Below are 15,545 nucleotides of genomic sequence, written 5' to 3'. Positions count from 1 at the left end.
ACTGCACTCTGGCAGGGTTCTCTTAGTTAACTCCAGTACCGGATTTTTCTGGTAAATAAAGAACATAAGTCAAAAATTACCAATTTAAGTAAAGATGATAACTTCCCAGGGATTTAGCAAAATCTGCAAATTTTCTGATTTGACTCCACAACTACAAACTAAAGATGATGTGGATAATAGCAAATTAATTTACTTACCAGGAACTGATTGTCCGCTCAAAACCCATACTTCCTTGTCGGCATTTACTTCTTATCGGGTGGGAGGAGAGGCTGAATGCTATGTTTCTCCCCGCGATTTAGGAGCGTTGCAAGCAAGTATTGAATACGCCAAAGAGAATGATTTAGCAGTCACAATACTAGGTGCTGGTTCTAACTTGTTGGTGAGCGATCGCGGTATCCCCGGTTTAGTCATCGCTACTCGTCATCTCCGGTCTAAAAACTTTGATCCAGCTACAGGTCAATTAACTGTATCCGCGGGAGAGCCTATCCCTAGTTTAGCATGGGACGCAGCGGCTTTGGGATGGGAAGGATTAGAATGGGCTGTGGGTATTCCTGGAACTTTGGGCGGTGCGGTGGTGATGAATGCTGGAGCGCATGATAGCTGTATCGCAGATATGTTAGTTAGCGCTCAAGTTCTTTCTCCAGATGGAACTTTGGTAACTCTCACCCCAGAAGAATTAGGCTACAGATACCGAAGTTCACTACTACAAGGTGGTAAGCGGGTTGTGACTCAAGCCACCTTCCAACTGCAACCAGGAGCAGATCCGGTGCAAGTGACAGCTAGAACTAAGGAACATAAAAAACACCGCCTCAGCACCCAACCTTACAGCTATCCTAGTTGTGGCAGTGTGTTTAGAAATCCTAAACCTTATACTGCTGGTTGGTTAATTGAACAAACCGGACTCAAAGGTTATCAATTAGGGGGAGCGCAAGTTGCCCAACTCCATGCTAATTTTATTGTCAATCGGGGAGGAGCTAAAGCCAGTGATATTTTCTGCCTCATTCGTCATATTCAACATGAGGTACAAGAACGCTGGTCAATTTGGCTAGAACCAGAAGTGAAAATGTTGGGTGAGTTTCAAGTAGTTGCTTAAAGGCAAGAGGCAAAAGGCAAAAGGCAAAAGGCAAAAGGCAAGAGGCAGGGATTTTCTCTATTACCAATTACCAATTACCAATTACCCATCACCAATTACTCATCGCATCTATAATTGAATTTGATTTGTAAGTAATCGTACGGCGGATAACCAGTTATGGCAGAAAAAGGACAGGGATTTGGCTTTGGCTTAGGCAAAATGAAAGAATTAGCGGAAGCGTTTAAAAAAGCCCAACAGGTTCAAGAAGGTGCAAAGCGTCTTCAAGAAGAATTGGAGAAAATGGAGATTCTGGGAGAATCTGGTGGTGGACTTGTTAAAGTTATTGTCAGTGGTAACCAAGAACCCAAACGGGTGGAAATTGCTCCATCTGCTTTAGAAGAAGGTGCAGAAGTGCTTTCTGATTTGGTAGCTGCGGCCATGAAAGATGCCTATCAAAAGTCTACCGAAACCATGCGGGAACGGATGGAAGATTTAACCAGTGGACTGGAATTACCTGGAATGTAGTCATTAGTTAATAGTCAGTGGTCAGTAGTATAAAACAACTGGCGACTGACACAAAAATTAAATCAAATTTAATAGAGAAACTTCAGCAGATGGAAATTCATTAAATATATTCCTATGAATGACAAACTCCAGACCGAAAAAGATCAGCTCCAGACAAGCAATAATATGGAGATAAATCAAGAAACAGAAAAGGAAGAGGTTTTATGTTCTCATTGTCAGCGGACTGCTACGAATGGGATTAAATGTAAAGGTATTTGTGTGGCTGATAATGATTATTAAGGTGTAAATAAACAAATTTTGCCAAGCCAAGTAATATGGTTAAAATAGTTTCCCGTACTTATGTAGGTCAAGCCAATGTTTATGATATTGGTGTGGAAAATGACCATAATTTTGTGATTAAAAATGGTTTTATCGCTTCTAATTGTTTTAATAAATCCCACTCGACAGCTTACGCTTATGTAACTTATCAAACATCATATTTAAAGGCAAATTACCCATTGGAATATATGGCGGCGTTGTTAACCGCTAATAGTGGGGATACAGACAAGGTGCGGAAGTATCTTGATAACTGTTCTAATATGGGGATTGTGATTGATGCACCTGATGTGAATCGTTCTGGTTTAGATTTTACCCCGGCAGGTGAGAAGATTTTATTTGGATTTTCGGCGGTGCGAAATGTGGGACAAAATGCGATCGCCTCAATTTTAGAAGCGAGGGAAGAATCAGGGGAATTAGTCCCATTTAAATCTTTGGCGGATTTTTGCGATCGCGTTGATTTACGTGCCATGAATCGGCGTACTTTAGAATCATTAATTAACTGCGGAGCTTTTGACAAAATTCAAGCTAATCGCAACCAATTAATTCATGATTTAGAATTAGTTTATGAGTGGGCGCAATCCCGTGCTAGAGACAAAGCTAGTGGACAGGGAAATATATTTGATTTATTAGGAGGTGGATTTGCAGGTAATAATAATCAACCCCAAAAGAATGCTTATGAATCTGCACCTAAAGCTCCTCCTGTTAATGATTTACCACCTCAAGAAAAATTACGAATGGAAAAAGAATTATTAGGATTTTATCTCTCAGATCATCCTCTTAAATCTATCAGACAATCATCCTCAGTCCTTGCACCTATTAACCTGGCACAATTGGGAGAACAAAAAGATGATGCTATTCTTTGTGCAGCAGTAATGTTGAATAATGTGAAAAAGGTTGTCACCAAAAAAGGTGACTCTATGGCAATTTTGCAAGTTGAAGATTTATCTGGATCTGCGGAAGCTGTGGTTTTTCCTAAAACCTATGAGCGCATTAGTTCTATACTGGAAGTTGATGCCAGATTAATTATTTGGGGTAAAATAGATCGCCGTGATGATCAAGTTCAATTTATCCTAGAAGACGCAGAAACTGTCGAAACAGTAACAATGATTTTAGTGGAACTGAGTCCACAACAAGCCGGGACAATTGAAGAGCAACATCGTCTAAATACAATTCTCAAATCACAAGCTGGGGATAAGGATAAATCAAGAATACCTGTAATTGGTATTGTTCAAGCCGGAAGTCACCGGGAAATTGTCCGCTTTGGGAGACAGTTTTGGGTACAAGATTCAGGAACAGCAGTGCAAGCATTACAAAACGGTAAATTCCGCGCTGATATCAAACAACTAACCAGCGGTTAAAGCTTGCGTAGCGATAATTTATGAATTACCGCTACTTGTGTTCTATTTTGTTTAATTCCTAAAGAACTAACATCTAATTAGGGCTTGCTGAATAATTAATTTTAACAATCCCTAACGAACCTCATTCAAACTCTCGATTTGCTTTGTAAACATCTCTGTAAATAAACTCATCACTGTCCGTTCTTCCCGGACTTTAATATTAGCAGTAATAGACATCCCCGACTGTAAGGATATCTTTCTCTCTTGATTGGTGAGACTTAATTGTTGTTTATCTAACTTGATTTTGGCTGGGAATCTATAAAATTGATGGTTTTGATCTGGAGGTAAAGCATCTGAACCGATATCAATTACTTTACCCTTAATATCACCAAATTCACTAAAGGGAAAGGAGTCAATTCTCACATCTACATTCATTCCTTTCCTGACAAAACCAATATCTTTATTGGTGATGAAAACTTCCGCTATTAGACTATCTTTAGGGACAATTTGCAGTAATTTTTGGGTAGAATTAGCAACAAAACCGGGATTTTTAGCTTGTAAATCAAAAACTACACCTCCCACTGGAGCGCGAAGTTCTTGATATTTAACATTTAATTGTGTTTGCGATATTTTGCTATTGACATCTGCTAAACGCTGTTCATTGTCTAAAATAATCTTCATGAATTGACTATCAATTTCCGCAATCCGTTGTTTGTTACTACCTATTTTCTCCAAAATAGTTTTATCAGAACTAGCAACTGTATTGGTTGATTGCTCTTTTCCTTTATCAATATCGAATTTCAGACGTTTTTCTTCTTCTTGTAATTGTGATATTTCCGCTTTGAGAGTTTGTACCTGTTGTTGTTGGTTAAGATATTGCAGTTTAGAAATACCACCTTCTTCAGCTAAGGTTTTAAGACTAACTAAAATCTGACTTTGAATTGCTAAACCATTTTTAGTATCTTGGAGTTTAAATTCTGTTTGAGAAAGTTGCTTTCTGGTTTTTTCAACTTCCAACTCTGCGGCTTTGGAACGAGATGCTAATTCTGTTTTCGCAACTGCTAGTAGTTGTTGTTCATCAATTCCTGTCCCTGCTGCTCCCGGTAAATTTCTTAATTGAGAACGTAATAATTCATTTTCTGCTACTAAGGAAGCGCGACTTTTGAGCAGAAAAGCTGATTCTCCCGGTAGTTTACTGCGTAAAAATGCTATTTCAGCATCTATTCCGGTACTTGCTCCCATTAAGCGCCGATAGATATTGTTTTCCTGAATTAAAGCCACACGAATTTTATTCAATGAATTTAATTCGGCTAGGGTCGCAATAGAATCAAAGGTTAATAATAAATCTCCTGTTTTTACCTGTTGTCCATCTTTTACATACAGTGACTTCACAACCCCATTAACAGGAGCTTGCACATCTTTAACTGTTCCTTCTGGTTTTAATTGTCCTGTTGCGGGAACTACTTGTTCAATTTTCGCTAAACAAGCCCAAATAATTCCAAAACAAGCCAATCCCATGAGAGTAATCATGATGGTTCGTGACCAAATTGGGGATTGACGGAGAACTACAGATTGCTCGAAGTTATCAAAATTGAAGTCGGGTTTTGGCTGTTTGGGAGTGGGTTTGGGCGATGTTAATACTTGTGCATCTCTATGGGATGCTCTCCCATTTCCGTTACCCTTTCCATTGCCATTTCCGTTGGTGTAATTACCATTAATTTGAGTCATAATAAGTTTAGATTTTGGATTTTAGATTGAATATTTAGTGGTGCGTAATTTTATCTTTAATCAGTTATCAGTTGAATCTTATAGCACTTTCCGGTGTTATGAGGTACATATCCAGCGGGCAAGACTTGTACTGAGCTTGTCGATAGCGCAGCGTGGCGTTAGCCATAGTATGCCCGCACTATCAAGAGTTTTATAATTCAAGTTTGTATCTCATTAGAGCGAAATCTGCTGTATAGAAACAACTGACAATTGACAAATTACAAGTTTACTTCCTGTTGTTGATAAAGATAGAAATAATGACCTTTAGCTGCCATAAGTTCTTGATGACTACCTTGTTCTATCATTCTACTATTATCCATGACGACGATAGTATCGGCATTACTAACAGTATTCAAACGGTGGGTAATGAAGAAGACTGTATTACCTTTAAAAGCGCGAGCTAAGTTCAGACCAATTTGCTTTTCTGTCGGATAATCTAGGGCGCTGGTGGCTTCATCTAAAACTAATATTTTAGGTCTTTGCAGGACAGAACGAGCGATCGCAATTCTCTGTCTTTGTCCACCAGAAAGGGCTGATCCTCGTTCCCCAACTCGTGTATTATAACCATTGGGCAAGGTCATAATAAATTCATGAGCAACAGCAATTTGAGCCGCTTCAATAATTTCCTCAGTTGTGGCATCAGGATTAGTTAAAGCAATATTTTCTTGAACTGTGCCATCAAATAAGAGCGTATCTTGGGGAACTACGCCAATTTGTCGCCGCAGCGAATAAAGTTCGACTTTGGAAATGTCGTAACCATCAACTAAAATTCTCCCAGATTCTGTGTCATAAAGTCTGAGCAGTAATTTCATCATTGTACTTTTTCCTGAACCACTTTGCCCGACAATGCCCACAAATTTACCTGGGGCAAATTCGACGGTGACATTGCTGAGTTGTAGTGGTCCGCTGGCAGCAAATCGGAAGGAAACGTTTTCATATTTCACTGCACCGTTAACGGTAGGAAGAGAAATATTATTCCGATCTATTTCTGCTTCTTGTGGTGTATCCACAATATCACTTAATCTTTCTAAAGATAAACCAGTTTCTTGGAAGTTCTGCCAGATTTGTGCCAAGCGTAAAATCGGGGTAGTAACGTAACTAGAAATAATCCGAAAGGCAATTAATTCTCCTAATGTTAATTCTCCTTTCAAAACTAAATAAGCTCCCACCCATAAAACTAATAAGCTACTAAGTTTACTTAGAAACTGACTGGTTGAATTAGCTAATGTGGAAGTCAGCACAGTTTTAAAACCGGCAGCGACAAACTTAGCATATTTATTTTGCCAAGAAAACCGGGAGCGTAATTCAATATTTTGGGCTTTAACTGTTTGAATACCTGACATAACCTCAACCAAATAAGATTGAGTTTCGGCATTACGTTCAGCTTTGGTTCTTAATTGTCTACTCACTGTGGGAGCAGCGATTAATGTCACTACCACAAATAGAGGGATTGTTCCTAATCCGACGAGAGTTAGTTCCCAACTGTAGAACAGCATGACAACTATATAAACAACGGAAAACAGGGCATCTAATACTACTGTTAAAGCCGTACCGGTGAGAAACTGACGGATATTTTCTAATTCATTAATTCTGGTGGATAGTTCACCAACTGGTCTTTTATCAAAATAGCGCAGTGGTAAGCGCAGTAAGTGGTCAATAATTTGTGACCCCAAACTCATATCAATGCGGTTGGTGGTATCTACAAATAGGTAAGTCCGCAAGGTGGTTAATACTGCTTCAAAAACACCCACTGCTAATAGTAATACTCCTAAAATATTCAGGGTGCTAATACTATTTTGCACAATGACTTTATCAATAATTAACTGAATAACTAGAGGATTAGCGAGGGCTGCTAGTTGGACGAAGAAGGAAGCAATAAATACTTCTATCAGCACCCGACGGTAACGCGATAAATAGGGAACAAACCAAGATAAACCAAAGCGTTCTTTCGGTGTTTCTTTGGTCGCACTCAGTAATAAAACTCTAACTTGTGGTTGAAGATTAGCGTCATCAGTTTCTAATTCTTCTACCAATTGACTAATTTGGCAGTTGATAATACCTTGAGATGGCAAACCCAAAACTACTGTTTTTCCATCTACTGCATAGAGAACAGCAAAACTGTCACGATAGCGAATTAATGCTGGGGTAGGAATCCGATTAATGGAAACAGCGGGAACATCAACTAGCTGGGATTTAAGTCCAATTAGTTCAGATAAATAAGCGCAAACTTGAAAAGATATACTCCCTTGACGCTTAATTTGGTCGTTTAAAATCCGCCGTACTACTTCTTTCCGAAAGGGCATTTCTAAATGCTTGGATAGCATTTGAAAACAAGCCAGACTAGAATCTAATTCTCCTTGTCCCCGGAAAAATGGATAGTTTTGATTTTTTAATGGCTGGTTTGATGTGGTGGGGGGAACAAATTCTGGTTCTTGGGCGTAGGGAATTTCCGAATCTACTCTGCTATCTGATATAGTTTCTAATGTTTCTGATTCGATGGAAATACCATCAAGTAGTGATAGATCTTGAGGATTAATGCCCAATAAACGAACAGGAATGTTGCCTTTAACTTCAATTACGTCGGTTTCTAGACGAGAACCAGGTGGGAAATTGGGCAGGGAACTACGACCACTCACAAACCAAATGCGATCGCTGCCTAATTCTTGTAAGGCTGTTTTTCCTGGTGATAAATAATGAATTTTTGCTTCTAATTGAGCCTGTTGGGTAATGTCTTTGAGGTTGTGATTTACTAAAGCTTTTTGTGCTACCTGGGAACTCAAAATATCAAAGATTTCAATTAGGTGACTTTGATTTTGACGAGCTTTCGCAAAGGCTGGATTGCGGTTGATAAATTGCAAATAATCTGCGGCTTTCCAGGTTAAACAGATTACTTCTGTGGAAGCTATGGCAGTTTCACAAGGAAGCTCACGTAACCAAGAAATTTCGCCAATTGTTGCCCCTGGTTGGAGTAATTTTAATGTAATTGGTAATTGGTTTTGGGGATTATATCCCAATAGTCTGACGTTACCTTGATGAAGAATGGCGATCCTTTCTGGTAGTTGTTCTTTACCAATAATTTTTTGTCCTACACGATAACGTAAAGGCTGGAGAATTTGTGATGATAAGAGGTTGTTAATTTCCTCTTTTGATAATTGATCAAATCCTTCAATACTAGCAATGAATTCTTCAAAGTTACTCTGAATATAAGTCATATTGATTGAGTTAGTTATTTCGCTTTGTATTGGCTAAAAGGTTTATATTTGGCGATTTATACGGTCTGAATTTGAAATTTTTGTTCTGTCATTTGTGTTTGTAACCACTGATTAAATCGTTCATTTAGTAACCGTTGTCTTGTGGAACGATCTAATTGGGCTGGGAGTATTTTTTCTAATCGGACAATTACTATCACATTATTAATTTGAGTCGGTGGTGATAGTTGTTGTGGTTGACTTTTGGCAAGGATATTTACCAATGTAGGATGGAGAGATTGTAAATCTATTGGTCCGACTAAGCCATCTGTTTGCGATTCGGGACCTTGAGCATATTCCCGCGCTAATTGGGCAAAGGATTGTTCACCCTCTTGAATACGAAAGTAAATTTCTTGAGCGATCCCAATTTCTGTGGTAGTAATTAGGGAATAAATCACCCTATCTAACTGGCTTTTACGTTGGAAAAAGTAGGAGTTTAAATCCCCTCCCCAAGTTTCCTCTTTAAACTTTTCTAGCTTTAATTGTCGTACCGCCATAATTTTCAACTTTTGGAAACTTTCGCTCTGTGGTTCTAGTCCCTGATATTGTTGGGCTAATTGTTCGCAGGCTAGTTGTTCTTCTTCTGGGGTACAAACAATTTCTGCGATCGCTTGATCAATGAATATTTCTTTCATTAATAGCGGTAATAGCTGATATTCCGATAATAATGATAAAACCTCTGTGGGCTGGAAGATGCGATCGCCTAATTGTAGAACTTGATTCATATTGCTTGTGATCAGGTTTGTTGTCATTGTTAATTTCTTTTGAAAAGATAATATAACTAGATTGTCACTAAGTTATATTTTGGTTAAATTATACAATTTATTACAACTTTACTCTGGATTGGTTTCAGTGTAGTATTTAAATACTAATTATTTGCCAATTACCAAAAGTTGATTTTTTGAATTTAAGTAGGTTGGCGTTAAAAATTGTCGTTATGACAAGGGAACAGGGAAGAGGTTTTGGGTAACTTTACTTTTTGTTATATATTACTCTTCGAGAAGCCGCTCCGGGTCTACGGTTTTTTTCCGTTCACCTACTTAGTCACAGTGTTGATATTTGGATATTATCTTACCAAGTTACCATAAATTGATAAATTTGTCATATCAAACTTATTTACTAGGGAATGGGCATAATGACGAATTAGCAACCTAAATTAGATAACCAGTCACCTCGGTTATTGCGGACTCTTCACTTACTAACTAATCTTCAAAAATCAATCCAGCCGAGAAATAATTACAACACCTAATAAGTTAATACAGGACAAAATTATTAAAGGGTAAATTTAATTTCTCTAAAAAGGTAAATATAATCACAAAAATACTGTAAGGGCAAACCCCCCGTGGTTGCCCGGAATTGTGGTTGCCCAAAATCGGAGACAAACTTAGTTAACGAAATTTGCTAGGATTTAGACGGCTGGGAGCTTGGCGTGTGGTATTGGTATTACGTCTAATTTCTACTCCATTTCTCAGTTTTCCGCCTGTACCACCGTCTTTAGGATCAAGATAAGGTTTCAAATTAATGCCCTGTTTAGCAGAACTCACCTGATTTTTACCACCTAAAAGCGTTTGTCCCAGGCTATACAAGCTATCTCCATTACCTCTGTTACGATTGGTGTAGGTATTAACGGCAATAGTCTGTTGTCCACTATCAGCGGTAGTTAGGTTTTGGAATACACTATTGCGAATAGTATAGGGATCTTTACCACGGGGTACTGTCAAGACAATTCGACAATTGGGCTGAGATTCAGTGGTGACACAGATAATATTTTCGTTATTTTCTACAGCTATTTGTAATTCTTGTAATCCATCGGGGCGATATAATTCTAAACGGCTGGCGATCGTTTCACAACGTCTTTGAGCATCCCAATTCCCGCCTAAAGTTTGAGGTGCAGCCCAAGCAAAATATTGTCCAGGTTGACTTTGGGGCTGATACATGACCGTAGGTTGTCCATTCTTATATTGACAACTAAACCTTTTACTACTGTCAACTGTGGTGGAAGTTGGTATGGTGGTTGATGAGCCTGATGGAACTGTAGTAGAACCTGATGGAACTGTAGGCACAACAACTTGAGCAAAAGCTACAGTATTACCAAAAAAGACAGAACAACCAAGACTACTCAACAATAAAAACCGAAGTGATTGTAATGACATAAATATAACCTCTGTTAGAAACAGGTAAATAGTTGATATCTCTATTGACGGAGAATATATTTTTTTGATTCAATAACAATACCTGTTTTTTGTGTTTTTAGTATACACAGGAGAAACCGCCACAAGCTACGAAGGACTATCAGCAGCTTACAGCGGTTTCTTGATTAGGTTGTAGTTCAATACAAAAATATATAAGTGGACTGGACAAGCAATCAATTAAATTCGACTTAAATTACGCTTCCATTGTTTTCAATTATCAGGCAATTTTGGCTGCGAGTTCCACACCTCCAATAACAATTTGGTGAGATTTAGGCGAAAAAACTTTGATAGGAAGCTACAAGAAAAAATTGATTGCCGGGACACTAGAGCAGGAGGCACAAACTCTAATGAAAAAGTTTGGATTTAAGGTTTGACTTTTAACCTTTTTGTACCATGCCCTTAATCTAGCATGAGTTTTTTGATTTATGTTATCTGTTTACTAAACTTGAAATTCATTAACATATTGCAACAATTCTGACTGGGCGCACGCCCTGCGCTCCTACTTTGGTGACTCCTGCTATATTAGAGGTTTTATGAGTTCTGCACCGATGGAAATTATTATTGGTTGGCTATATCCTAAGTTGATGAGTACCTACGGCGATCGCGGAAATGTGATCACTATTCAACGCCGCGCTCAATGGCGGGGGTATAATGTGATCGTATTACCCTTGGATCAAGACTCTACCGCTGAGGATATAAAATCAGTAGATGTAATTGTTGGTGGGGGCGCACAAGACCGTCAGCAAGAAATTGTCATGCGGGATTTACAAGGGGCAAAAGCGGAGGCAATGCGTGATAAAATCGAACATGGAACGCCGGGAGTTTTTACCTGTGGTTCTCCCCAATTGCTAGGAAATTATTATGAACCAGCCTTTGGACAAAGAATTGAAGGTTTGGGAATTTTGGATTTAGTTTCTATTCATCCTGGTGAAAATACGAAAAGATGTATTGGTAACTTAGTGATAGAAGTTACAGCTTCACGATTGGCACAGGAAATAGAAGCAATGACAGGGACAAAACCTTATTTAGTCGGGTTTGAAAATCACGGTGGCCGGACGACATTAGGGCAGGTGGAAGCTTTGGGGCGTGTGGTGTATGGTTTGGGGAATAATGGAGAAGATGGCACAGAAGGAGCGTTTTATCAAAATGCGATCGCTACCTATTCCCACGGGCCATTATTACCCAAAAATCCTTTCGTTGCTGATTGGTTAATTCAAACGGCGTTAAGGCTGAAATATCAACAGGAAATCAAACTGTCACCTTTAGATGATACCTTGGCAATGCAAGGACGGGAAGCAATGTTTAAACGCTTAAAAGTGAATTCACCCAGTGTAGCTGGAGTTAGTTAGAGAATTCCACAAAAAAGATGATCCAATTTTGTAGGATGGGCATCTTGCCCGTCCTTCTGTTGTTAGCGGGCAAGATGCCCGCACCACAAGAGATTTTGGGATATTTTTTTAATTGGAAGTCTCTTAGGAAAATAGGTAATGGGTAATGGGTAAAAGTTTAATCATGCAATTACCAATCACCGATTACCAATTACCAGGTTAATAAACTACATTATTTTTTTATAAAATAAGAACGATTTTCGGTAAAATGTCTGATAAGTTACTATAGAAATCCGAAATTGTTTAGTTAGTCATTATTTTAAATCTGTGCAACTTCCTTTCGACTCCGCTCAAGGTAAACCTTCTTTCCCAGAATTTGAAAATCGCTCAAGTTACCACCCCAATCAGGGTTTGCGAAAATTACTCAATCGTCTTGTCATCAAAATGCAACGGGATGAATTGATCAGACAAACGACAAATCAACTGCGAGAATCACTCCAGGTTGATCGGGTAGTCCTGTATTATTTCTATGAACAATGGCAAGGACAGGTAACATTTGAATCATTGAGTGCTGATGAATATTCAATTCTCGGTTCTACGGGAGCAAGCGATTGTTTTAACCATGAGTATGCTGCTTTGTACTTAGAAGGACGGGTTAGAGCGATCGCTGATATAGAATTAGAAGCAATTCAGGATTGTCACCGTGATTTCCTTCGCAGTATGCAAGTTCGCGCTAATTTGGTAGTACCAATTTTGATACCAAGAGGATTATGGGGACTATTAGTAGCACATCATTGTCAAAGTTCCCGTAATTGGACTGTAGCAGATATTGAACTAATGCAAACAGCAGCGCGAACTTTAGCCACAGACTCTAACATTTTAAAGAGTTAAAAATCAAATCCATTAATTCATCCGCGTTTATCTGCGTTCATCTGCGTTTAAATCATTTAAATTCCCAAATTTAGGACTCCACCATCCTTTAGCAGTATGAAAATAAGCCACATCCTTATGTTTGGTATCCTTCCATGAATCCTGACCAGAACACCGCAGCATAGTTTTATTTTGCCCATCTTTGAGGTAACTGTATTCCTCCAAAGGTTTCTTGCATACAGGACAGGGATATGCAGTGATTTTTGCTGAAGGTTTGGGAGCATTTTCATCTGCAGATGTTTTAGTTTTCGGTGCTTCCCACTTTTTGTGAAAATCACTCCAAAATAGCACAATGTTTTCACAGCCACTCACACATTTAAGAAAGTATTTCTTTTTAACTTTACTGCTGGGAATTTTCGCTAAACAGTTCTTACAATCAGGACAACGAGTTTTTGAAGTTTCATATTTACGCTCAAGAAAATTATTAGTTTTACCTGTAGTTGATGAATTAACAACCACAGTTTTAGCTTTGGAAAGTGCAGGAACAAAATAACTTTGATTCCAAGTAGTTAGGTAATGTTGCCAAGAGTTTTTTCCTTCAGAAATTGCATCTAAGGCATCTTCCATTTTAGCAGTAAATTCCGCTTCTAATAAATCTGGTAAAGCCTTTTGTAAAAATTCATCAACTTCTAAACCCAAAGCTGTGGGTTGAAGATTATCTTTTTTCAACTCCACATAATTGCGTTTCTTTAAAGTAGCAATTGTTGGAGCATAAGTGCTAGGACGACCAATGCCTTTACGTTCCATTAATTGGACAAGTTTGGGTTCGCTATATCTGGGTGGTGGTTGGGTTTGTTTTTGGTCATGTCCAGCTTTGGCTAAAGTTAGGATTTGTCCCTGTTGCAATAAGGGTAAAACGGCATCTTTGCTAAGATTCAGCCAATATTTTGCATAACCGTAAAATTCAATTACCTGCCCTCTAGCTTGCCATAAGATATTACCTGATTTCGTAATTACCAACGTTTTACGAAGTTGTGCTGGACGACATTGGGAAGCGATCGCTCTTTTCCAAATCATCACATATAGGTTAAACTCATCTTCAGGTAATTCTGCCCGTAATTGCACTGAAGGACGAAAGACATCTGTGGGACGAATGGCTTCATGTGCCTCCTGAGCCGTTTTACTACTACGCTGCTTGGCTACTTGCTGAGGCACATTCTCAGGATCATTTTGTTCCAACCATTGACGCGCACTAGCACAAAATTCAGGACTCAACATCACTGAATCGGTTCGCATATATGTAATTAATCCTGCTTCATATAGTTTTTGTGCCACCTGCATGGTTTTGTCAGGGGAAAATTTCAACTTTGAACCGGCAGCTTGTTGGAGGGTGGAGGTGGTAAATGGTGGAGGGGGTTGACGATAAACGAGTTTCCCTTCTAAGTGAATAATTTGATGAGGATGACGTTTTGCTTCCTCAACTAATCTGTTTGCTTCTGCTTCCGAGAGAACGCGCTTAGATTCGGGTTTTTCTGGGTTGTTACTAGCTGCATCATCATGAGTTTCTGTTTCTGGTTCTGATGTTTCTTTCTCAGTATTGTCCGTACCTTTGTAAAAAGCCCGAAATCCTTCTTGATAATCTACCCACACACTCCAATAATCTTGGGGGACAAAAGCCAGAATTTCTCTTTCGCGCTGACAAATGAGGTGTAATGTGGCACTTTGAACTCTACCTACACTTTTTGCCCCATTATTTAATGCCCAAACTAGGGGACTACCTTTGTAACCTACCAGTTTATCAAGACAATCTCGACATAATCCGGCACCGATTAAATTAGTGTCAAGTTTTCTGGGGTGAGCGATCGCATTCCGCACTGCTGATGGTGTAATCTCAGTATAAACTACTCGTTTGGGGTCTCTTAATCCTAACGTTTCTTTAAGATGCCAAGCAATGGTTTCTCCTTCTCTGTCTGGGTCTGTAGCTAAAACAACTTCATCAACTTGCCTAACAGCGGCTTTTAATTGCTGAATTGTTTCTTTTGCGCGTTGGTCACGGGGAACATAATTACAGCGAACAGTATTACCATCCATTGTAAATCCTAGTGAATCATCACCCTCATTACTGAGTTCGCGGATATGTCCACAACTAGCGCGAACAATCCAATCTGCACCGAGAATTTGACTCAGTTTTTTGACTTTTCCGGGAGATTCAACCACTAGGAGACGTTTGGGCATAGCATTTATTTTTTATATCCGTTAATTCATCCGCGTTCATCTGCGTTTATCTGCGTTCAATTATTCTTAATATCTTATTCTTCGCACCTACTTACAATCATTCAGATAATCATCCATAATAGCTGGTAACTCCTTTGCTGAACAAGTATAAGTTAGGGATAAAAATGTAATAGCTTTCGTAATTATTTCTTTTCTATCTAGAATTTCTGATAATTGAGAACGAGTGTATTTACCATTCATTGTTTCTAGACTAGCATCAGCGATCGCATCTTCAATTACTTCTTCCTCAATTAAATTTTCCCATTCATCTTCATTTACATAATAGGATCTTTTATTTTCTTTAAGATTAATTTTTTGAATTTCCCTAATTGAATTACGAATAGAAGCCATCCAAGAATTTGTTAATCGCTGTTCTATTTTATTTTTAATCAAGTGAATCAGTAAAATCTTTAAATACGATTCTATATTTCGCAATATTGCTTGTTTACTCATTCCTTCTAATTCATCTACAATTGCTAAAGCATCTGTGTAATTTCCTTGTAAAATGCTGTTTCTGAGGTCTATTAATTCTTGAGTCATTTTCATTAACCTCCAGTATAATTTACATATTGATAATAACACATATTTTTCTGAAAAAGCACATTCAGGTAACT

General features: G+C 38.5%; 11 protein-coding genes. 5 read left to right on the top strand and 6 right to left on the bottom strand.

Going from position 1 to position 15,545, the window contains the following annotated elements:
- Nucleotides 1–94: 94 nt before the first annotated feature.
- The 3 genes from murB to BMF77_RS21595 all read left to right on the top strand — a co-directional run bounded on the left by murB (nucleotide 95) and on the right by BMF77_RS21595 (nucleotide 3,273).
- Nucleotides 95–1,093, top strand: coding sequence for a UDP-N-acetylmuramate dehydrogenase (gene murB, locus BMF77_RS21605; RefSeq protein WP_015080377.1), 999 nt, complete (start codon nucleotides 95–97; stop codon nucleotides 1,091–1,093).
- A 156-nt stretch (nucleotides 1,094–1,249) separates the two neighbouring features.
- Complete coding sequence (locus BMF77_RS21600; protein ID WP_015080378.1) at nucleotides 1,250–1,597, top strand: YbaB/EbfC family nucleoid-associated protein; 348 nt, start codon at nucleotides 1,250–1,252, stop codon at nucleotides 1,595–1,597.
- 314 nt (nucleotides 1,598–1,911) lie between these two features.
- The gene (locus BMF77_RS21595; protein WP_148765727.1) at nucleotides 1,912–3,273 is read left to right on the top strand and encodes an OB-fold nucleic acid binding domain-containing protein; all 1,362 of its coding nucleotides are present in this window, start codon (nucleotides 1,912–1,914) and stop codon (nucleotides 3,271–3,273) included.
- 111 nt (nucleotides 3,274–3,384) lie between these two features.
- Here the strand turns inward: BMF77_RS21595 and BMF77_RS21590 are convergent, their stop codons facing one another.
- The 4 genes from BMF77_RS21590 to BMF77_RS21575 form a co-directional block, all read right to left on the bottom strand.
- Nucleotides 3,385–4,980: an HlyD family efflux transporter periplasmic adaptor subunit gene (locus BMF77_RS21590; protein ID WP_015078473.1), complete on the bottom strand. Its 1,596-nt coding sequence runs from the start codon at nucleotides 4,978–4,980 to the stop codon at nucleotides 3,385–3,387.
- Nucleotides 4,981–5,237: 257 nt separating this feature from the next.
- Nucleotides 5,238–8,231 (bottom strand): peptidase domain-containing ABC transporter, encoded by a 2,994-nt coding sequence (locus tag BMF77_RS21585; RefSeq protein ID WP_148765725.1) that lies wholly within the window; start codon nucleotides 8,229–8,231, stop codon nucleotides 5,238–5,240.
- Nucleotides 8,232–8,287: 56 nt separating this feature from the next.
- The gene (locus BMF77_RS21580) at nucleotides 8,288–9,019 is read right to left on the bottom strand and encodes a peptidylprolyl isomerase (RefSeq protein ID WP_148765723.1); all 732 of its coding nucleotides are present in this window, start codon (nucleotides 9,017–9,019) and stop codon (nucleotides 8,288–8,290) included.
- A 636-nt stretch (nucleotides 9,020–9,655) separates the two neighbouring features.
- Nucleotides 9,656–10,420: a COP23 domain-containing protein gene (locus BMF77_RS21575; RefSeq protein WP_148765722.1), complete on the bottom strand. Its 765-nt coding sequence runs from the start codon at nucleotides 10,418–10,420 to the stop codon at nucleotides 9,656–9,658.
- A gap of 572 nt (nucleotides 10,421–10,992) precedes the next feature.
- Between BMF77_RS21575 and BMF77_RS21570 the strand changes: the two genes are divergently transcribed.
- Both BMF77_RS21570 and BMF77_RS21565 read left to right on the top strand, forming a co-directional pair.
- Nucleotides 10,993–11,808: a type 1 glutamine amidotransferase gene (locus BMF77_RS21570; protein WP_148765720.1), complete on the top strand. Its 816-nt coding sequence runs from the start codon at nucleotides 10,993–10,995 to the stop codon at nucleotides 11,806–11,808.
- 306 nt (nucleotides 11,809–12,114) lie between these two features.
- Nucleotides 12,115–12,678 (top strand): GAF domain-containing protein, encoded by a 564-nt coding sequence (locus tag BMF77_RS21565; protein ID WP_210422240.1) that lies wholly within the window; start codon nucleotides 12,115–12,117, stop codon nucleotides 12,676–12,678.
- A gap of 27 nt (nucleotides 12,679–12,705) precedes the next feature.
- On the opposite strand, the gene topA is transcribed toward BMF77_RS21565, so the two are convergent.
- The gene (gene topA, locus BMF77_RS21560; protein WP_148765718.1) at nucleotides 12,706–14,892 is read right to left on the bottom strand and encodes a type I DNA topoisomerase; all 2,187 of its coding nucleotides are present in this window, start codon (nucleotides 14,890–14,892) and stop codon (nucleotides 12,706–12,708) included.
- 87 nt (nucleotides 14,893–14,979) lie between these two features.
- A complete protein-coding gene (locus tag BMF77_RS21555; RefSeq protein WP_041457586.1) occupies nucleotides 14,980–15,471 on the bottom strand; it encodes a DUF29 family protein in 492 nt (163 codons plus the stop codon).
- Between the last annotated feature and the right edge of the window lie 74 nt (nucleotides 15,472–15,545).

Origin of the sequence: Dolichospermum sp. UHCC 0315A (assembly GCF_008121535.1) — a bacterium.
In the GTDB taxonomy this organism is placed as follows: Bacteria; Cyanobacteriota; Cyanobacteriia; order Cyanobacteriales; family Nostocaceae; genus Dolichospermum; species Dolichospermum lemmermannii.
This window is presented reverse-complemented; position numbering and strand designations above follow the sequence as displayed.

Excerpts from the sequence above, each read along its gene's own strand:
- murB (WP_015080377.1), top strand. The coding sequence starts at position 95 with ATGATAACTTCCCAGGGATTTAGCAAAATCTGCAAATTTTCTGATTTG.
- BMF77_RS21600 (WP_015080378.1), top strand. The coding sequence starts at position 1,250 with ATGGCAGAAAAAGGACAGGGATTTGGCTTTGGCTTAGGCAAAATGAAA.
- BMF77_RS21595 (WP_148765727.1), top strand. The coding sequence starts at position 1,912 with ATGGTTAAAATAGTTTCCCGTACTTATGTAGGTCAAGCCAATGTTTAT.
- BMF77_RS21590 (WP_015078473.1), bottom strand. The coding sequence starts at position 4,980 with ATGACTCAAATTAATGGTAATTACACCAACGGAAATGGCAATGGAAAG.
- BMF77_RS21585 (WP_148765725.1), bottom strand. The coding sequence starts at position 8,231 with ATGACTTATATTCAGAGTAACTTTGAAGAATTCATTGCTAGTATTGAA.
- BMF77_RS21580 (WP_148765723.1), bottom strand. The coding sequence starts at position 9,019 with ATGACAACAAACCTGATCACAAGCAATATGAATCAAGTTCTACAATTA.
- BMF77_RS21575 (WP_148765722.1), bottom strand. The coding sequence starts at position 10,420 with ATGTCATTACAATCACTTCGGTTTTTATTGTTGAGTAGTCTTGGTTGT.
- BMF77_RS21570 (WP_148765720.1), top strand. The coding sequence starts at position 10,993 with ATGAGTTCTGCACCGATGGAAATTATTATTGGTTGGCTATATCCTAAG.
- topA (WP_148765718.1), bottom strand. The coding sequence starts at position 14,892 with ATGCCCAAACGTCTCCTAGTGGTTGAATCTCCCGGAAAAGTCAAAAAA.
- BMF77_RS21555 (WP_041457586.1), bottom strand. The coding sequence starts at position 15,471 with ATGACTCAAGAATTAATAGACCTCAGAAACAGCATTTTACAAGGAAAT.